Here is a 19284-nt window from a genome sequence, read left to right as displayed (position 1 = left end):
AATAGCACAGTATAACAGCCTAAATCAAATCTGACTAGGGTCTGTTGGTCTTTCAGGATTAAAGTTTGTTCAATCCAAGGGTGGTTTAATCGCGGCGCGAGGTTTGTAACCTAGTGGGCTAAGTAAAAACCGAACAACAAAGAGTAAACCTCCCTTGGGTCGAACCCAAAGGGCAGCGCGTGTTTGGCATTTATGCTGCGTTATCGCCTATTTATGTGAAATAACCACACTACATAGGCTCTGCCTTGTCTAAATACCAAACACACTGCTGTAAACTTAACCTCGAAAGATAAACAGACCCTAACTATTAGTCGTTTTTAACGCTGTCATTAGTAAATGACATTCTAGTCGTTCGTCGCTATTTAGGCCCTGTGTCTTGTCTTTTATTAATAGGGTCTCTAGTCGATGATTTAAACACTGATCTTCAATAAATTTGAAAGTATTTTGAAAAACAGTCTCTAAACGCTCTTCATTTATTTGATGTTGCCATGTCGCTAACTTAGTTAAAGGCTCGTAGTCATCGGTGCCCCGAAATGATTCAAGAATTTGTGCGGTGGTAATGCCATCTTTTTGTAATGCTTGATGTTGTAGTCGCAATAATAAGCCAATACCCGCAATATTCATTTGAGCTAAATCGGGTAAATAGGGCACACTTTTAGCTAAGTTAGGGTGCTGAATTAAAATCCCTATTGCTTGGCGCATGGGTGTAATTTTAAATTTTCGTTCAATTGCTTGCTGCTGTTTTGGCGTTTTTAAGTGATTATTAAGTTGCTCACGAGTGCGACCAATTAATCTGCCAAGTTGCTCTAGGATATTTTCTTGGTAAAACTCACTTGGGATCTTTTCAATCAGGGGCAGTGCCGCACTGAGTAACTTAGCCTTACCGGAATCTAGTGTTAAATCAATCTCTTTACTTAGTTTATTAAACAGCACTTTAGTGAAGTCATCTGCGTTTTCAAGGCGTTGCTCAAAAGCTGCTTTACCTTCTTGTTGTACGAGTGAATCAGGGTCTTCACCATCGGGTAAAAATACAAAATGCAGTGCTTTGCCATCGTTTAAGTAAGGCAACGCATTTTCGAGTGCGCGCCACGCAGCATCTTTACCTGCACGGTCACCATCGTAGCAACAAATAACTTTATCTGTGGTTCTAAATAAAGTGTGCATGTGCTCGCTGGTTGTCGCTGTACCAAGGGCTGCTACGGCATATTCAATACCTTGTTCTGCCAGCGCTACTACATCCATATAACCTTCTACAATCAGTACATGGTCAAGCTTCTTGTGTGCTTGTTTAGCTTCATAAAGGCCATAAAGTTCAAAGCCCTTATGAAATATGCGTGTCTCTGGAGAGTTTAAATATTTAGGCCCTTGATCGGCTTTCATTACTCGCCCACCAAAAGCAATAACGCGGCCGCGTTTATCACGAATTGGAAACATTAAGCGATCACGGAAAAAGTCGAACTGTTTGCCTGGGGTTTTCTCAGATGCGAGTTTAAGCTCAACTAATTGTTCTTTTTGTTCTTGGTTTCGCCCAAGTTGTTGGCAGAGCCCTTCCCATTCGCTGGGCGCATAACCTATCATAAACTTTTTAACGGTTGCACCACTTAAACCGCGACCTTTAACGTAATCGATTACCGCTTCAGAGTTATTGTGATGTTTTAACTGATGTTGATAAAAGCGTGCTGCATGCAGCATTAGATCATAGTCTGAACGTTTTTGTGCCGCTGTGCGCTCTGGTCCATTACTGCTCCCTTGTTCGCGAGGAACATCAAGGTTAAGTAAACTGGCTAGTTCTTCAATTGCATCAACAAACTCGAGTTTGTCATACTCCATAACAAACGAAATAGCGTTGCCGTTAGCGCCACAGCCAAAGCAATGATAAAACTGTTTATCTTGCGATACGGTAAATGAAGGCGACTTCTCATTATGAAAAGGACAGCAAGCTTGATAGTCTTTGCCCGCTTTTTTCAACCCTACCTTTGAGTCAATCAGGTCGACAATATCGGTTCGTGCCAATAAATCATCGATAAAGTTGCGTGGGATCTTTCCAGCCATTGTTTAAAGTACAGCCCTAAGATAAATAGAAAAGTGATGAAAACGAATTATAATACGCAAAGATTTGAACACAAATGCATAATTTTTTGAAGTACAAAATATCTAAACGAAGAAACCGAGCTCAAGGCTCGGTTTACTTCAATCATACTAAATGTATGTGGGGGTATTAGGCAGTTAATCGTTGCTTAATTAAACCTGAGATTTTGCCCATATCGGCACGACCTTCGGCTTTGCTTTTGATTATACCCATTACTTTACCCATGTCTTGCATACCTGCTGCGTTAGTATCAGCAATAGCCGCGTCAATGAGAGCAATAATTTCTTCTTCACTCAATTGTTGAGGTAAAAAAGCTTCAAGTGCTGTAATTTCATTGGCTTCAATATCAGCTAAATCATCACGCCCAGCATCTTTGTACTGAGTGTAAGAGTCGCGACGTTGTTTAACAAGCTTCACTATAACGGAGGTAATACCTGCGTCGTCTAGTGTTATTTGCTCGTCAATTTCACGTTGCTTGATTGCAGCAAGTACCATACGAATAGGGTTAAGACGTTGTTTGTCTTTGGCTCTCATCGCATCTTTTTGCGCATCTTTTAGCGTTATTAAAAGGCTCATTTATACAAGACCTAATATATTAGTATAATTTAACGCGACGAGCGTTATCACGAGAAAGTTTTTTCATGTGACGTTTAACAGCAGCTGCTTTTTTACGCTTACGCTCAGCTGTTGGTTTTTCATAGTGCTCGCGACGACGAACTTCTGAAAGGATACCTGCTTTTTCACATGAACGCTTGAAGCGACGAAGTGCTACGTCAAACGGTTCGTTCTCTCTTACTTTAATTACTGGCATTAAAAATTCACCTACCTAAATTATGAGCGTTGCTCAAGTTGATCAAACATTGATCAAGTGGTTCAAAAATGGTGCGGTATTGTAATCCGAAGCAACACCACATGTAAAGGATAATATTAACAGAAACACAGCAGCTAAAACAGTGTTAATTTATATGGCGTTGGTACAGCCTACAAAAAACTTGCCCTGCCTTTTTTTCTTTAATTAACAACCAGTTATTTGGTGCTTTGAACGAGGTTAGCTCGGTTTCTACTTCAACATATATCAATGCTTCTGGGTCGAGCCATTGATTATTTTCCAATAAATCACAGCATGATTGAGCTAAATTTTTGCGAAATGGCGGGTCAATAAAAACCAAATTAAATGTGTCACTGGTGTTTTTTCTCTCTAAAAACGTCAGTGTATTAGTATTAACGACTTGCGCGTTTTGTGCATCAAGCGTCGCAATGTTTTGCTCTAATTGTTTTGCTGCTTGTGAATCAAGCTCTATAAATGTGGTGTGTTTTGCAAAACGCGACAATGCTTCAAATCCCAATCCACCGGAACCGGCAAAGCAATCGAGAGTGTGCGCATCGCGGGTATCGTGCATCAACCAATTAAACACCGTTTCTTTAATTCGGTCGGTTGTAGGACGCAGACCTTGAACATCTTTTACTGGCAGTTTTCGACCGCGAAATTGGCCGCTAATGATTCTAATAACCCCATCAGCTGATTTATGAGTGGTGTTATTTTGTGTGGTTTTTTTTCTCATTTAACTCACTAAAAATTGGTATCTATGATCTAGCTCAGATAATATTGCAATCATATCACGGCGTGTCATTTTTCAACTGCACTAAAAGTGTTACTATTATGCACCCTCGAGGATAACGTGTTGCTAAAAGCAATTATTTAGGCTTAAAAGCACGCTATCATTATCGTTAGTTTATCAGATTTTTATAAGTGGTTATTAGCAAGTATGGCAAAAAAAAGTAAATTCATGTCGTGGCTCGGTTTTGGCAAGTCAGATAAAAAACAAGCAGAAGCTGATAAACAACAAGCATTAGCAAAAGAGCAGGCAGAAAAAGCCGAACAAGAGCGTTTAGCTGCAGAGCAAGCTGAGGCAGAGCGCTTACAAGCTGAAGCAGAAGCCGAGCGTATAGAACAAGCTCGAATTGCAGCTGAACAAGATCGTTTAGCACAAGCGCAGGCAGAAAAAGCCGAGCAAGACCGTCTAGTCGCAGAGCAAGCTGAGGCAGAGCGTTTACAAGCTGCAGCAGAGGCCGATCGTTTAGAACAAGAGAAACAGGCGCAAGCACAGCGTGCAGCGGCAGAAGAAAAACAAGCGATTGAACACGCTAACGCAGAGCTATTAGCTAAACAGCAGGCAGATGCAGAGCAACAAAGACAAGAGCAAGCCAAACGTTTAGCAGAACAAGAAGCGCAAATGCAGTTAGAGCAAGAGCGCATTGCAGCAGAAAAAGCTGAGAACGAGCGTTTAGAACAACAGCGTATTGCAGCAGAGCAAGCTGAGAACGAGCGTTTAGAACAACAGCGTATTGCAGCAGAGCAAGCTGAGAACGAGCGTTTAGAACAAGAGCGTCTGGCTGTTGAAGAGGAGTCTGAACGCCTAGAGCAAGAGCGACTGACCGCAGAGCTTGCAAAGGAAGAAGCTATAAAAGCGGAAAAACCTAAAAAAGAAGGTTTTTTCTCTCGCCTCAAAAAAGGCTTACTGAAAACACGCGTTAATATTGGTTCTGGCTTTGCCTCAATCTTCAGCGGTAAAAAAATTGACGATGAGTTATTTGAAGAATTAGAGACTCAGTTACTCACAGCCGATCTTGGTGTTGATACCACCATGAAGCTAATCGATAGCCTGACCGACGCCGCTGATCGCAAGCAGCTTAAAGATGGTGATGCGCTTTATGAATTAATGAAGCAAGAAATGGCAACTATGCTGAAAACAGCAGAGCAGCCTTTAGAAATACCAGCAGACAAAAAGCCTTTCGTTATCCTTATGGTAGGTGTAAACGGCGTAGGTAAAACCACCACCATTGGTAAAATGGCGAAACAATTTCAAAACCAAGGTAAATCGGTAATGCTTGCTGCCGGTGATACATTTAGAGCCGCAGCAGTAGAGCAGCTTCAAGTCTGGGGTGAGCGAAATAGTATTCCTGTTATAGCTCAGCACACTGGTGCTGATAGCGCCTCAGTGGTATTTGATGCCTTTCAAGCCGCTAAAGCGCGTAATGTTGATGTGTTAATTGCTGATACAGCAGGGCGCTTGCAAAATAAAGATAACTTAATGCAAGAGCTTGAAAAAATAGCCCGTGTGATGAAAAAAGTAGACCCAGATGCACCGCATGAAGTGATGCTTACAATTGATGCTGGCACAGGCCAAAATGCGATTAGCCAAGTAAACTTATTTAATCAATGTGTAGGTCTAACGGGTATCACACTATCAAAGCTTGATGGCACCGCTAAAGGCGGGGTTATTTTTGCCGTTGCTGATAAGTTTAATATTCCTATTCGTTACATTGGTGTAGGTGAAAGTATTGATGATTTACGCACCTTCAAGAGCGATGACTTTATTGACGCGCTATTTAGCCAAGATGAGGACGACGTTTAATTTACCAAAAGGGAGGCTGCTCCCTTTTTAATTGCAAGGAATACCAATTGCGTTAGGACGTTTAATGAGGTTGGCATAATAAAAAATGATAAATTTTCAGCAAGTAAGTAAAACCTATGCCGGTGGGCATCGCGCGCTTGAAAAAGTGAGTTTTCATATAAAACCAGGCGAACTGGCTTTTTTAACGGGCCACAGTGGTGCCGGTAAAAGTACACTTTTAAAGCTTATTAGCTTGATGGAACGTCCTTCTGCGGGCAATGTGTTTATCAATGGCGTGGATTTAAATAAGTTAAATTCACGACAAATTCCGTATGCACGCCGCGACATTGGTATTATTTTTCAAAATCATCGTCTATTAGAACGATACACGGTATTCGATAACGTTGCTTTGCCCTTAATTATTGAAGGGACTCACCACAAGCAAATTGCCAAGCGTGTGCATGGCGCGCTCGATAAAGTGGGCTTGTTAGATAAAGTACGCTGTCATCCCTCCACACTCTCTGGCGGTGAGCAGCAACGTGTAGGGATTGCACGAGCCATTGTTAATTCTCCTCCTATACTATTAGCTGATGAACCTACCGGTAACCTTGATCCTGAGTTATCAATGGAAATATTACGCCTGTTCGAAGACTTTAATAAGCATGGCACCACGGTTTTAATTGCCACCCATGACTTGGGGTTAGTATCACGAATGAAGTATCGTAGCTTAACGCTTCATGATGGGCGGATGAGCCAAGATCCACTGGCTGAGGGTGTATTATGAGTTTACTATTCAAAAGCCGTCAAAATAGTAATGATAAACAAAAAAAATCCGTATTCTCTGGCGGTTACTTTTTCATTATTAATATTTTTCGCCAAGGTGTGTACAGTCTTGGGGAAATGTGGCGCACGCCATTAGCCTCTATGATGACCATTGCTGTTCTGGGTTTGAGTTTAACGTTGCCCGCAACGTTATATTTAGTGGTTAAAAATGTGCAGCAAGTGAGTAGTGGTTTTGAGCAAGCCAGCGAAATATCCTTGTTTGTAAAAGAGGATATGAGCGAGCAAGAAACGCAAACTCTAGTTAAACGCTTAGCGCTATATCCTGAAATACAACGTGTGACTTTTATTTCTCGCACTGAGGCTTTGGATGAATTTAAAGAAATGTCTGGGTTTGGTCAAGCTTTAGAATACCTAGATAGTAACCCATTACCGAATGTGGTTCTAGTTACACCAACCCAGCGACATAGCCAACCTAATGCGGCTAAGCTATTGCTTAAAAAACTTGAAGGTGAACGCGAAGTTGATTTTGGTAAGCTTGATATTGCTTGGCTTGAACGTTTAAATGCATTACTCAGTTTACTAAAAGAAAGTGTAATTACGATTGCGCTATTATTACTTACCTCAGTGACGCTTATTATAGGCAACACAATTCGTTTATCTATTATGGATAAAAAAGAAGAAATACAGGTAATGAAGCTCGTAGGGGCAACTAATACCTTTATTCATGCCCCCTTTTTATGGACTGGCATTTGGTATGGCGTGATTGGCGGATTGTTTGCTTTTATTTGCGTAGCATTAATGATGTGGTGGCTATCTGCTGCGGTAAGCAGTGTTGCAGGGGTATATCAAACCAGCTTTACGCTAATAGGGCTTAGCCTTAATGAATTTGGCGCGTTGGTATTGTTGGCCACTAGCTTAGGCTTTATTGGTTCTTACTTATCGGTTAACCGTTACATCTCAGAAATAGAACCCGATAAGGTTTAGGGCCCTAATATAATTCTTAAAACTGTCATGTTTTAAGTTTAAAATTATAAAAAGCCAAAGCAAAAAGATTAATCTTTGCTTTGGCTAGGGTCTGTTGACCTTTGCGGATTAAAATTTGTTCAAACTAGGGGCGGTTTAATCGCGGCGCGAGGTTTGTAACCTAGTGGGCTAAGTAAAAACCGAGCAACAAAGAGTAAATCGCCCCTAGGCAGAACCCTTTGGGCAGCGCCTGTTTGGCATTGATGCTGCGTTATCACCTATTTATGGGGAATAACCACACCACATAGGCTCTGCCTTGCCTAAATACCAAACAGACTGCTGTAAATTTAACCTTGAAAGGTCAACAGACCCTAAACTAATTCATAGGTTATTCAGTCGCCTAGTGTAGACTGACTTAACACTAAAAAAACCACTTGATTTATGATTCAAAAAAGTTTTAAATTCAAGTTAGCACTCTTACTAAAAGAGTGCTAAGATGGTTTCAAATGTTTATCACCGAGGTGAAAAATGAGTAAAGATTTATACGCAATGGCACTTACAGTTGGGCAACAAAGCGCAAGTATGGATGGCTATCTTCAAGCTGTTAGTACTATTCCTATGCTTAAAGTTGAGCAAGAGCAGGAACTTGCAAAAAAACTTCAGGAAGAAGGCGATCTTAGTGCTGCAAAGCAACTCATTATGTCGCATTTGCGCTTTGTAGCGCACATAGCTAAAAGCTACTCGGGTTACGGGTTACCACAAGCTGATTTAATTCAAGAGGGTAACATTGGACTGATGAAGGCAGTAAAACGTTTTGACCCATCAGTGGGTGTACGTTTGGTTTCATTTGCGGTTCATTGGATCAAAGCCGAAATTCATGAGTTTGTGCTTAAAAACTGGCGTATCGTAAAAGTTGCGACAACCAAAGCGCAACGTAAACTGTTTTTTAATCTTCGTAAAAACAAAAAACGTTTAGGCTGGTTTAATCAAGCTGAAGTTAGCACAGTAGCGAGCGAGCTAGGTGTGAGTGAAAAAGAAGTGCGTGAAATGGAGTCGCGTATGAGCGGCCAAGACATGGGCTTTGACTTAACAGGCGACGATAACGACGATGCGCCAACCAGTACTTACTCACCAGTGCAATACTTAACGGATGGTACTGCTGACTTAGCCGATGATATTGAGCAGCAACAATGGCAAGAGCAGTCGCATACGCGATTATTTAGCGCTTTGAAAACCCTCGATGAGCGTTCTCAAGATATCGTTAGCGCACGCTGGTTGTCAGATGATAAAGCAACACTGCAAGAGTTGGCTGAAAAATACAGCGTATCAGCAGAGCGTGTTCGCCAGCTGGAAAAAACAGCAATGAAAAAATTACAAAGCGCGATGAGTTAATCGCACTTATAAAGTTATAAAGCCCTGCATGAAAATGCGGGGCTTTTTTTTAGTTAAAAAAAGAGGTTAACAAAAAGTATCGTCTTTCTTATTTTGCTTACCTCTAGTCACATCTGTATATCTTTTAATTAAATATACCCTAGTTAAAGTTAATGAATAAGTTTGGTTTTAATTTAAATACATGATTTTAGTTTGTTTTTAATTTGGGTATATGAAAATATTCGCGCACCTGAGCGACTTGTCGTTCAAACCGTAGCCTAAATTAAACTGTTAATTACTGTGCTTATTGCCTTTCAATTTCATTTAACGCGAGTATTTACACTCAATATGAACTCATATTCACTAAAGAAAAAGATCTTGCTATCGGTGGTTCTTGCCCTAGCCGTTATTATTGTATTGCTATCGTGGAATAGCTACACCTCTCAAAAAGCGTTACTGTTAAAAAGCAGTATTGATAATGTAAGTCAGTCTGGTAAGCAGCAAGCTGCGAGTATTGAAGATTGGCTAGCTAGTCGTCAGCAGATCATAGAGTCAGTTGCGAGTATGGTTGAGGGCAATACGCTCAGCGCATTACAGCAAGCCCAAGTGTCGGGTGGTTTTCAATTAACTTACTTTGGAGATAGTATCGGGAAAATGACTGACTCTGATCTAAGTATTGATCGAACCGGCTACGACCCGCGCACTCGTCCATGGTATAAACAAGCACAGCTGAAAAATGGCACCGTAATTACCAAACCTTATTTAGATACTGCGTTTAATCAGTTGGTTGTTTCTATTGCTAAAACCACACAAAGTGGCGTGGTAGCGGGTGATTTATCGATTGAGTCTTTAGTTAATGATGTTAATACTATGTCTTTACCGGCAAATGGGTATGGCATCATGATGCATCAAGATGGCACTGTGATTGCCTATAAAGACACTAAAAAAGTAATGGCAGATATTACGCATATTGACTCGAAAATAAATCACCAATTCATTTTATCTAATAGTCAAAACGGTGAATTTACTCCCCTTTATTTTAAAGATGAAGGCCGAGAGAAGCTTGTTTGGGGTGAAAATATAAATAATACCGATTGGCAGTTGCTATTTGTACTGGATAAAGAAACCTTAGAGGCACCATTAATTAGTTTATTAGTAACTCAACTCGTATTAGTCAGTGTGGTACTTTTATTGAGCGTGTTGGCTATTTCATGGTTATTAAGTGTGTTGCTTGCGCCGTTAAGCCGAGTATCTCAAGCGTTATCAACAATTGCTGATGGTAACGGTGATTTGACCCAGCGTATTAGTGTTGATACACAAGATGAGGTTGGGGTACTGGCTGATAGTTTTAATCGCTTTGTAAGCAGCCAGCATGAGCTTATAAGCCATATTCGCCAGTTAGCTACTGATTTAGATTTTGATGCAGAGAAAAGCTTAATCACCAATCAAAACAGTGTCAGTGAGTTGCAGCGTCAGCAACAAGAAGTAGCGATGGTTGCCACTGCGGTCACAGAGATGGCAAGTGCAACCCATGAGATTGCTGCTAATGCCGAAAATACCGCGACGGCATCACAGCAGTCAGCGCAAAGTAGTTGTGAAGGTAAACTGTTAGTTGATAAAACCAGAAACACGATTAACTCACTTGCTGGTGAAATAGACCAAACAACCACCGTCATTGGCGAACTAAGCTTACATGCTCAGGCTATATCGAGTATTTTGACCACAATTCAAGAAATTGCTGAGCAAACAAATCTCTTAGCACTCAATGCCGCAATAGAGGCTGCCCGTGCTGGTGAACAAGGGCGTGGCTTTGCAGTGGTTGCCGATGAGGTGCGTGTTCTATCAAGAAGAACGCAAAACTCCACAGCAGAAATTTACACCACCATAGAAACCTTACAAAATACGACTAAAAAAGCAGTGAGCTTGATGGACAGCAGTAAGGGGTATGCTAACAATAGTGTGGATGATGTTAATGCAGCAGCTCACGCACTAGAGGAAATCACCTTAGCAGTGAATGAAATTTCTGATATGGCGGGTCAAATAGCGGTTGCAGCAGAAGAGCAAACGCAAGTGACCAATGAAATTACTCGAAATACGGTCGCCATTAAAGATGTAACCGATGAAATTACTATCTCAGCCACTGCGCATTTAAGCCAAGCTGAAGTATTAAAAGACAGAGCTACAGATTTAAATGCCAAAGTAGCGACGTTTATTTTATAAATATAATGCGCTTAAGTGAGTTAAATTAACTGACGGGGTAGGATGTTTACTTACCCCATCAGTTTAATGAAATAGCTTGTTGCTGAGCTATTTGTACATATTTACGTTCGACCAGTTGCGATACTGGCACCAGTTCAAATCCTTGCTCACTTAATTGCGGCAAAGCGTGGCGTAAAAAATCGATGGTTTCGGGGTAGGGATGCGCTATTGCAATGGCAAACTGATACTTAGTTGCTTTTGATTTTAGCTCTTCTAATCTTAATTGTAGTTGCTCTGTAGTCGTTATATTGTCTAAAAATACATGTCGGCTAATGTTTTCCACTCCCAAAAAGTTGGCTGCATTCTGAGCTTGGCTTAATTCAGTTGTACGGCTATCAAGAAAATATAGCTGGCGTTTTTTGAGTACTTCCATGGTCCATTTCATTGCTTGGCTTTGTTGAGTCAGCGCAGAGCCCATATGGTTATTAACTCCTTTAACTTGCGGTAAACTCGCCAGCGCATTCCCGAGCGTTTGTTGAAGTTTTGCTTTATCCATATTTAAAGTGAGCGCACCTGGCCCGAGTTTTTTACCATTTAAAGCCTGCATAGGAACATGCAACAGGAGCTCTTTATTTGACTGACTAGCAAGGGTTGCAAATATTTGAGAATAGGGGGTGTGGGGCAATATTGAATAGGACAACTGCCCAGGTAAACTCAGGAATTCTAAATCACGTTGATGATATCCAATATCATCGATCACTATGGCTATTTGCTTGGCTTTAACAGCACTCGTTGTTGCAAATAAGGCTAAAAAAAGCCCAGCTAACACCATTAAATTTATAATTTTCACGTTTTATAATTTTTATTATCTTTAAATAGTTTACCGTTTTTATTGCATGCTAAGTAGCTGTTTTGCTTTTACTAACTGGATATCGGCTAATTCTTCAGCGTTAAAAACGGAGTTTTGTTCTGATTGTTCATTTTTTATTATAACGGCTTTATTTGTTTGTGGAAGTGTTGTTTGATTAATCGCCACATTTGGAGTTACGCCAATACCTTCAATCGATTCACCTGATGGCGTAAAGTAGCGTGCGGTGGTTAGTTTTAAGGCGGTATCACCATCGCCTAATGGAATGAGTGATTGTACCGATCCTTTGCCAAACGACTGACTCCCCACTATTTTTGCACGCATATTTTCTTTTAGTGCTGCAGCCAGTATTTCTGCTGCTGAGGCTGAGTTTTCATTAATCAGGACAACAATAGGTGCGCCTTTTAAAATATCGCCGCGCTTAGCGTAAAACGACTGATTAGAATCATAAAAACGTCCTTTGGTTGTTACTATTAGACCATCTTGTAAAAAGAGATCTGCCACAGCAACCGCGCTTTTTAAAGTCCCGCCAGGGTTGTCTCGTAAATCAATAATCAGGCCTTTTAATGCGTGGCCGTAATGGTTTTGCATAGCGGCTATTTGTAAGGCAACTTCATGCAAGGTGTGGTTTGAAAAGGTATTTATAGCAATATAACCGCCACCAGCATCAAGTAGTTGCTTAGTTACACTGGCCAGTTTTATTTGTTTTCTGCTGAGGTTAAATATGAGCGGTGTTAGATTGTTATTTCGGATAATACTTAGTTGTACTTTATTGTTGGGGCTGTCTTTAATTTGCTGCGCGACTATATCAATAGGACTATTTTTAATCTGCTGATTATTAACTGCTGTAATAATATCGCCAGCTCGCAGGCCGACTTGTTTAGCAGGCGAATTATTAATTACTTTAACAATCGTGGTGCGCTGCTCAATATTTTTGACCTCAATGCCTAAGCCAGTATAGCGACCATTGGTATTATCAAATAACGCATTTAGCTCATTTTTATCTAAATATTTAGAGTAGGGATCGAGTTTAGAGTATAAACGTTCAAATTGAGAGGTGTTGTATTCAATGTATTCACTGTTATGCAGTGCCAAATCATCAACGTAGTAGGTATGAATATTAAACAGTATTTCATTTATTTTTTGGCTTTCTAAATCTTTGACCGAACTGGCATGAGCATTATTTATAAAGCCAAAAAGTGCCAATAAAAAAAATAACTGCAAACAAAACCAAAACATTGGTTTTGTTTGCGATACTTTTTTTTGGCAAATGTGTGTGTTTATCATAACTGCCTCTACTAGGATGCAGTTATTTTGATACTAAATACGCCTGCACCATTTTATGGGATTAACAGCACGCCCTTTATGACGTATTTCAAAGTATAGACCAGAATCAGCTTGTCCACCGCTTTGCCCAACTAATGCAACGCTTTCACCTTCTCTGACCATATCGCCCACGTCTTTTAGCAAAGTTTGTGCATGCCCGTATAAGCTCATAAAGCCTTCTCCGTGGTCCACAACAATCACCCAGCCGTAACCTTTTAACCAATCTGCAAATACCACCTGACCGTTATGAATGCTATTTACTGAAGTGCCCTCTGCAGCAGAAATTAATACGCCTTTCCAGTTAATTCCGCCGTGCTTACGTTGGCCAAACTTGTGCGTTAGTTTGCCTTTACTCGGCCAGCTTAATCTTCCTTTATTTTTATTTAGGCCCAATAGCTCAATTTTTGTGGTTTTTTCTTCTTCAAGTTCTTTAATAGTTGCTATCAGCGTTTGTTCGTTCTCTTCTAAGTAACTAATTGAATTTTTTGTTTTATTTAACTGCTTTTTTAGATTTTTTAGGCTGGCTTGGCGCTCATTTTTAGCGTCAAGAAGCGCTGCTTGTCGCCTTTTTTGTTCATCAAATAAAGCAACTAGCTTTTCTTTTGTTTTTTCAAGCTCAGCTTGGTTTTTCGCAATTTCTATTTGCAGCGCTTTAAGTTCATCAAGCTGCTTTATGCGGGCTTTATTTAAGTAGTTGTAATAGCTAAGCGTACGTTCAAATTTAGCGGTATTTTCTTGGTTAAGCAGCATTTTTGAATAGTCATCACTACCTGCCATATAAGCACTTTTTAACTGTGCTGCTAACACACGCTGAAATTGGGCTTGTTGTTTTTCAAGCTTTATCGCGCGTTGTTGTTGCTCTGCTTGCTGTTGTTGTGTTTTTTTAACTGATTGCTCAGCCATATTGAGTGCTTTAGCGTTTTTCGCTATAGCGAGTTCATGTGCTTTTAGCTTTTGCTGCTGTTTAGCTATTTCTTTTTGCTGTTGTTGATATTCAGCTTGGCTTTGCTCTAAAGCCACTTGAACTTGGGATAGGTCTTTTTTAGTGCGATCTTCATTAGCCACGGCAACGCCAGTGACTAATGAATGCAGTACACAGATACACGCAATGACGCGGTATGCGCTTTTTTTCATAGGTTATTTCAACACCATAATTGGCGACCCTGTCATTTCTGCAGGTTGCTCTAACCCCATTAAATGCAGCATGGTTGGGGCAACATCGCTCAAGGCTTTGCCTGAATAAGCTTGTGCATCGCGACCTACATAAATAAACGGCACGGGCTCACTGGTATGTGCTGTGTGCGCTTGGCCTGTTTTAAGGTTTGCCATTTGCTCTGCATTGCCATGATCGGCGGTAATAAGTGCTTCGCCGCCATATTCTTTCAATGCATCCACTACACGGCCAATACAGTTATCTACTGCCTCACAGGCTTTAACTGCAGCCTCAAATACACCTGAATGACCGACCATGTCGCCATTAGGGTAGTTACAAATAATGGCATCGTATTTTCCACTTTTTATTGCTTCTACTAGCTTATCGGTAAGCATTTTTGAGTTCATTTCTGGCTGCAAATCATAAGTTGCAACCTGAGGTGATGGGATAAGTTCACGGGTTTCGCCGTCAAACTCATCTTCTCGTCCACCACTGAAGAAAAAGGTAACATGAGCATATTTTTCAGTTTCAGAAATACGCAGTTGAGTTTTACCTTGTTTTTCAAACCATTCGCCAAGTACGTTATTAAGCGGCGAGGGGCCAAAAGCAACAGGCGCATCTATATCGGCTGCGTATTCAGTCATCATCACAAAGCCGCTAAGCTCAGGCGATTTTTTCTTATTAAAGCCGTCAAAGCCTGGTTCTACAAAGGCGCGGGTTATTTCGCGTGCGCGGTCTGCTCTAAAGTTTGCAAATATAATGGTGTCGCCATCATTTACTTTTACAGGTTCGCTGCCTTTAGGAGTGATCGTGCTGGCTGCTACAAATTCGTCATTTTCATCGCGCTCATAAGCGGCATTTAGTGCACTTACGCCTTCTTCATAATCAAAATCACCTTCACCTAAGGTGATTAAATTATAGGCTTTTTCAACACGGTTCCAGCGGTTGTCTCTGTCCATGGCATAGTAACGGCCAATTAGTGAGGCTAAACGGCCACATTTAAGTTCGCTAAATAAGGCTTCAATACGCTCAATAGACGCTTTAGCACTACGCGGTGGTGTATCGCGTCCATCTAAAAAGGCATGAAAGTACACCTCTTTAGCGCCGCGTTTTGCAGCCAGTTGTATACTGGCAACAATATGATCTTCGTGGCTATGCACGCCACCTGGACTTAACAGTCCCATAATGTGTACAGCTTTGCTGGCATGAACAGCTTTATCAATGTTTTCAACAAGTGCAGGGGTCGTATCAAATTCGCCATCATCAATGGCTTTGGTGATACGGGTAAAATCTTGATACACAATACGGCCTGCGCCTAAATTAACATGACCCACCTCAGAATTACCCATTTGGCCATCAGGAAGACCGACATCTAAACCCGATGCTGAAATTAATGTATGAGGACGTGTGGCCCAAAGCTCATCTAATACAGGGGTGTTAGCAGCTAAAATAGCATTGCTTTGCTCATCTTCTCTGTATCCCCAGCCATCTAAAATCATTAATACCAGTGGTTTTTTATGCTCTGTCATAGTCACTCCTATTAGGGTCTGTTGACCTTTGCGGATTAAAATTTGTTCAAACTAGGGGCGGTTTAATCGCGGCGCGAGGTTTGTAACCTAGTGGGCTAAGTAAAAACCGAGCAAAGCTTCCGCGTCCTGCTCACGCCCCTTACCTACATCCATGTAGGCAACAAAGAGTAAATCGCCCCTAGGCAGAACCCTTCGGGCAGCACCTGTTTGTCATTGATGCTGCGTTATCGCCTATTTATGGGGAATAACCACACCACATAGGCTCTGCCTTACCTAAATACCAAACAGACTGCTGCAAATTTAACCTTGAAAGATCAACAGACCCTAGCGTTGCTAAAATACACGCTAACATTAATGCCAACATGCCAAGTCTTAGCATACCGCGTTTTATAGCTAGGATCAGCAATGAAAAGAAGATATTAAAAATTTTTAATTAGGATTGGCTAAATTAAAAACTTTAAAGGGCTAGGTTATTTTTCAGTTAAAAAGAGCAGGGCATTGTGGCTTTCAAGCGTGCTTAAACTCGCATTTTTAGCTGATTTGGGTATACTTGCGCGGCTAATCTCTATTTTATTCAAGTATTGAATAGGGTTGTGGGGTAAGTTAAGCCTATATTGTAGGTTAAAATTCAGAGTAGCCTAACAGCGCTCTATTGATTTGCTGATGAGTGACTGCTCATTGTGCAAGTGCAATTGGTAAGAATTTAAAATATCTAAAACATCCGTTTTAGTATGTAACTTTATAGTGGAAGTCGAATGGATCAATATATTGAATTTGTCTCAAACCATCCAATTTTAAGCCTAGCTTGGGTTGCGATTGCGTTTCTTATTATTAGTGGCGCAATAAAAAGTAAATTTTCAGCAATTCGTCAAATCAATCCTCAGCAGTTAACGTTACTAATTAACCGCGAAGACGGCCAGGTTGTTGATATGCGTGGGCAAAAAGAGTTTAAAACCGGCCATATTGCCGGTGCTGTGCACTTAAACCCAGAAAAAGCTAAAGAATCTGATTTCTCAACCCTTGAAAAGTATAAGAGCAAACCCATTATAGTGGTATGTGCTGCAGGCATGACTGCTTCAGGTGTTGCAACCGCAATGCATAAAGCAGGCTATGAACAGGTTTATGTTTTATCTGGCGGTATGGGTGCGTGGCAATCAGCAAGTCTGCCAACAACAAGCGGTCGCTAATATCTCTTAGCTAAACCGATTAAGGATTAATTATGAGTAACGTTGTTTTATACACCAAAGGATATTGTCCTTTTTGCCATCGCGCATTAGCGCTGTTAGACAGCAAAGGTGTAAAATACACAAATATTGATATTGGCGTTCAGCCAGAGCTTCGCGATGAAATGATCGCCAAAGCCGGTGGCGCAAGCACGGTTCCACAAATTTTTATCAACGATGAACACATCGGTGGCTGTGACGACATGATGGCACTAGAAGCGCAAGGTCACCTTGATGCTAAGCTCAGTGCTTAATTTAATTAATTATAATAAATAACAGGTTAGGAATAACAATGAACGAACAAAATCAAAACGCAGCAGCAGAAGCTGATGCAGGTGCACAGTTTACTATTCAACGTATTTACACTAAAGATGTGTCGTTTGAAACGCCAAATTCGCCAGCTATTTTTCAAAAAGAGTGGGCTCCAGAAGTAAAATTAGATTTAGATACGCGCTCTAACAAGCTTGATGAAGGTGTTTACGAAGTAGTGCTTGCGCTAACTGTAACGGCATCTATCGGTGAAGAAACTGCGTTTTTATGTGAAATTCAACAAGCAGGTATCTTTACGATTGCTGACGTTGAGGAAATGCAATTAGCGCACATGCTAGGTGCATTTTGCCCTAACGTGTTATTCCCATATGCACGTGAAGCGGTATCTAACTTAGTAAATCGTGGTACGTTCCCACAACTTAATCTTGCGCCAGTTAACTTTGACGCATTATTTGCACAGTACATGCAGCAACGCACAGCGCAAGCTGAGCAGGCTACAGCAGACGCTTAATTTATGAATACAGCCACATCAGCTGTTAGTGTTTTAGGGGCGGGGTCGTATGGCACCGCCCTTGCTATTTGTTTAGCCCGAAATGGCCACAAAGTGACTTTATGGGGACGCAATAGCCAAGACGTTGCGACGCTTGCAGCTGAGCGAAAAAATCAACGTTACTTACCTGATATTCCTTTTCCTGACACCTTAATCCTTGAAGCAGATTTACAGCGTGCAACGCAAAGTAGCGATATTGTTTTGGTTGTTGTGCCAAGCCACGCATTTGCTGACACATTAAAGCAAATCAAACCTGCTTTGCGCCCAAATGCAAAAATAGCTTGGGCCACCAAAGGGCTAGAGCCAAATACTGGGCGTTTGTTACAAGAAGTGGCAGTGCAAGAGCTAGGTGAAGAGGTGCCATTAGCGGTACTTTCAGGGCCAACCTTTGCCAAAGAAATGGCGATGGGATCACCAACTGCAATTTCGGTGTCATCAACATCATCGGCATTTGCTAAACAAATAGCCGATTTATTGCATTGCGGGCGCTCGTTTAGGGTGTATAACAATGATGATTTTATTGGTATACAGCTCGGTGGTGCGGTTAAAAACGTGATTGCCATTGGTGCGGGAATTTCTGATGGAGTGGGGTTTGGTGCAAATGCTCGTACCGCGCTTATCACTCGTGGTTTAGCAGAGTTGTCGCGTTTAGGGTGTGCACTGGGTGCAAAACCTGAAACCTTCATGGGCATGGCTGGGTTAGGTGATTTAATTCTGACCTGTACCGATAACCAATCGCGCAATCGCCGTTTTGGTTTAGCCTTAGGCAAAGGTGAGAGTGTTGATGATGCCATTGCATCAATCGGCCAAGTGGTTGAAGGCTTTAGAAATACCAAAGAAGTGTACTTACTAGCTCAACGCGCTGGTGTGGAAATGCCAATTACCGAGCAAATATATAAAGTACTCTATGAAAATAAAGACATGAAAGCGGCTGCTATGGCCTTATTAGGTCGTGAACAAAAGTCAGAATAAATGCTTCACTATTCTTTAAAAATTAAAAAACCGACATAATGTCGGTTTTTTATTATTGGTAAATAATTACTGCGCGTTTACAAAGCCAAGCTGGCGCCAAGATTCATACACAAACACAGCTACTGCATTAGACAGATTCATACTGCGACTATCGGCTTGCATAGGTATACGCACGCGTTGCTCGTTTGGCAGTGCTTGAATCATGTCATCAGGTAAGCCTCGGGTTTCTGGGCCGAATACTAAGCAATCACCCGCTTCATACTGTGCTTGGTGATGAAATTGGCTACCTTTAGTAGTGCAAGCATACACCTTTTTAGGTTGGCACTTTTCTAAATAAGCATCAAATGAGGCATGGCGTTGTACATGGCTAAATTCGTGATAGTCAAGTCCAGCGCGTTTTACACGTTTGTCATCCCACTCAAACCCTAACGGTTCAATTAAATGCAATGAATAGCCAGTATTGGCACATAAACGAATGATATTCCCGGTGTTAGGCGGAATTTCAGGTTGGTATAAAACAATATCCAGCACAATAAGCCCTATAAAATCTTTAATTTGACTGGCTCAGTATACACGAACAATGAATAAAAAAT

General features: G+C 41.2%; 19 protein-coding genes. 9 read left to right on the top strand and 10 right to left on the bottom strand.

Going from position 1 to position 19284, the window contains the following annotated elements; all coding sequences use genetic code 11:
* Window positions 1-300: 300 nt before the first annotated feature.
* From dnaG to rsmD, 4 genes are all read right to left on the bottom strand, one after another.
* Entirely contained in the window at window positions 301-2052 is a 1752-nt protein-coding gene (dnaG, locus tag LOC50_RS11800) for a DNA primase (protein WP_250653267.1), read from the bottom strand.
* Between the two features lie 166 nt (window positions 2053-2218).
* Complete coding sequence (locus LOC50_RS11795; protein WP_016899740.1) at window positions 2219-2665, bottom strand: GatB/YqeY domain-containing protein; 447 nt, start codon at window positions 2663-2665, stop codon at window positions 2219-2221.
* Window positions 2666-2684: 19 nt separating this feature from the next.
* Complete coding sequence (gene rpsU / locus LOC50_RS11790) at window positions 2685-2900, bottom strand: 30S ribosomal protein S21 (RefSeq protein WP_002957797.1); 216 nt, start codon at window positions 2898-2900, stop codon at window positions 2685-2687.
* Window positions 2901-3045: 145 nt separating this feature from the next.
* On the bottom strand, window positions 3046-3651 hold the full coding sequence (gene rsmD, locus LOC50_RS11785; RefSeq protein ID WP_013465959.1) for a 16S rRNA (guanine(966)-N(2))-methyltransferase RsmD: 606 nt from the start codon (window positions 3649-3651) through the stop codon (window positions 3046-3048).
* Between the two features lie 204 nt (window positions 3652-3855).
* On the opposite strand from rsmD, the gene ftsY reads away from it, so the two are divergent.
* From ftsY to LOC50_RS11760, 5 genes are all read left to right on the top strand, one after another.
* Window positions 3856-5505: a signal recognition particle-docking protein FtsY gene (gene ftsY / locus LOC50_RS11780; protein WP_250653266.1), complete on the top strand. Its 1650-nt coding sequence runs from the start codon at window positions 3856-3858 to the stop codon at window positions 5503-5505.
* 85 nt (window positions 5506-5590) lie between these two features.
* Complete coding sequence (gene ftsE / locus LOC50_RS11775; protein ID WP_013465956.1) at window positions 5591-6268, top strand: cell division ATP-binding protein FtsE; 678 nt, start codon at window positions 5591-5593, stop codon at window positions 6266-6268.
* The gene (gene ftsX / locus LOC50_RS11770; RefSeq protein WP_036980252.1) at window positions 6265-7251 is read left to right on the top strand and encodes a permease-like cell division protein FtsX; all 987 of its coding nucleotides are present in this window, start codon (window positions 6265-6267) and stop codon (window positions 7249-7251) included. The genes ftsE and ftsX overlap by 4 nt, the downstream gene beginning before the upstream one ends.
* A 507-nt stretch (window positions 7252-7758) precedes the next feature.
* On the top strand, window positions 7759-8622 hold the full coding sequence (rpoH, locus tag LOC50_RS11765; protein WP_016899742.1) for an RNA polymerase sigma factor RpoH: 864 nt from the start codon (window positions 7759-7761) through the stop codon (window positions 8620-8622).
* Between the two features lie 327 nt (window positions 8623-8949).
* Entirely contained in the window at window positions 8950-10821 is a 1872-nt protein-coding gene (locus LOC50_RS11760) for a methyl-accepting chemotaxis protein (RefSeq protein ID WP_036983324.1), read from the top strand.
* Window positions 10822-10879: 58 nt separating this feature from the next.
* On the opposite strand, the gene LOC50_RS11755 is transcribed toward LOC50_RS11760, so the two are convergent.
* From LOC50_RS11755 to LOC50_RS17385, 5 genes are all read right to left on the bottom strand, one after another.
* Window positions 10880-11632, bottom strand: a complete 753-nt coding sequence (locus tag LOC50_RS11755; protein ID WP_036979186.1) for a divergent polysaccharide deacetylase family protein — start codon at window positions 11630-11632, stop codon at window positions 10880-10882.
* Window positions 11633-11689: 57 nt separating this feature from the next.
* The gene (locus tag LOC50_RS11750; RefSeq protein ID WP_036980251.1) at window positions 11690-12955 is read right to left on the bottom strand and encodes a S41 family peptidase; all 1266 of its coding nucleotides are present in this window, start codon (window positions 12953-12955) and stop codon (window positions 11690-11692) included.
* A 33-nt stretch (window positions 12956-12988) separates the two neighbouring features.
* Window positions 12989-14128, bottom strand: coding sequence for a murein hydrolase activator EnvC family protein (locus tag LOC50_RS11745; protein ID WP_024601721.1), 1140 nt, complete (start codon window positions 14126-14128; stop codon window positions 12989-12991).
* Between the two features lie 3 nt (window positions 14129-14131).
* Entirely contained in the window at window positions 14132-15676 is a 1545-nt protein-coding gene (gpmM, locus tag LOC50_RS11740; protein WP_036980250.1) for a 2,3-bisphosphoglycerate-independent phosphoglycerate mutase, read from the bottom strand.
* Window positions 15677-15911: 235 nt separating this feature from the next.
* The gene (locus LOC50_RS17385) at window positions 15912-16040 is read right to left on the bottom strand and encodes a hypothetical protein (RefSeq protein ID WP_275450850.1); all 129 of its coding nucleotides are present in this window, start codon (window positions 16038-16040) and stop codon (window positions 15912-15914) included.
* Window positions 16041-16431: 391 nt separating this feature from the next.
* Between LOC50_RS17385 and LOC50_RS11735 the strand changes: the two genes are divergently transcribed.
* From LOC50_RS11735 to gpsA, 4 genes are read left to right on the top strand one after another with little or no spacing between them, the layout of a single operon-like run.
* Window positions 16432-16863 carry a rhodanese-like domain-containing protein gene (locus LOC50_RS11735; protein WP_013465947.1) on the top strand — a complete coding sequence of 144 codons (432 nt, stop codon included), beginning with the start codon at window positions 16432-16434 and terminating at the stop codon, window positions 16861-16863.
* A gap of 32 nt (window positions 16864-16895) precedes the next feature.
* Window positions 16896-17153: a glutaredoxin 3 gene (gene grxC, locus LOC50_RS11730; RefSeq protein WP_016899746.1), complete on the top strand. Its 258-nt coding sequence runs from the start codon at window positions 16896-16898 to the stop codon at window positions 17151-17153.
* Between the two features lie 38 nt (window positions 17154-17191).
* A complete protein-coding gene (gene secB / locus LOC50_RS11725; RefSeq protein ID WP_013465945.1) occupies window positions 17192-17680 on the top strand; it encodes a protein-export chaperone SecB in 489 nt (162 codons plus the stop codon).
* A 3-nt stretch (window positions 17681-17683) separates the two neighbouring features.
* On the top strand, window positions 17684-18691 hold the full coding sequence (gene gpsA / locus LOC50_RS11720; protein WP_036980249.1) for an NAD(P)H-dependent glycerol-3-phosphate dehydrogenase: 1008 nt from the start codon (window positions 17684-17686) through the stop codon (window positions 18689-18691).
* A gap of 66 nt (window positions 18692-18757) precedes the next feature.
* Here gpsA and trmL read toward each other — a convergent pair whose 3' ends face one another.
* Window positions 18758-19222: a tRNA (uridine(34)/cytosine(34)/5-carboxymethylaminomethyluridine(34)-2'-O)-methyltransferase TrmL gene (gene trmL, locus LOC50_RS11715; RefSeq protein ID WP_013465943.1), complete on the bottom strand. Its 465-nt coding sequence runs from the start codon at window positions 19220-19222 to the stop codon at window positions 18758-18760.
* Window positions 19223-19284: the final 62 nt, after the last annotated feature.

This window comes from Pseudoalteromonas sp. SCSIO 43095 (assembly GCF_023650455.1).
Classification (GTDB): Bacteria; Pseudomonadota; Gammaproteobacteria; order Enterobacterales; family Alteromonadaceae; genus Pseudoalteromonas; species Pseudoalteromonas tetraodonis.
The sequence above is the reverse complement of the archived record's forward strand: the minus strand, read 5'-3'. Positions and strand labels throughout refer to the sequence as shown.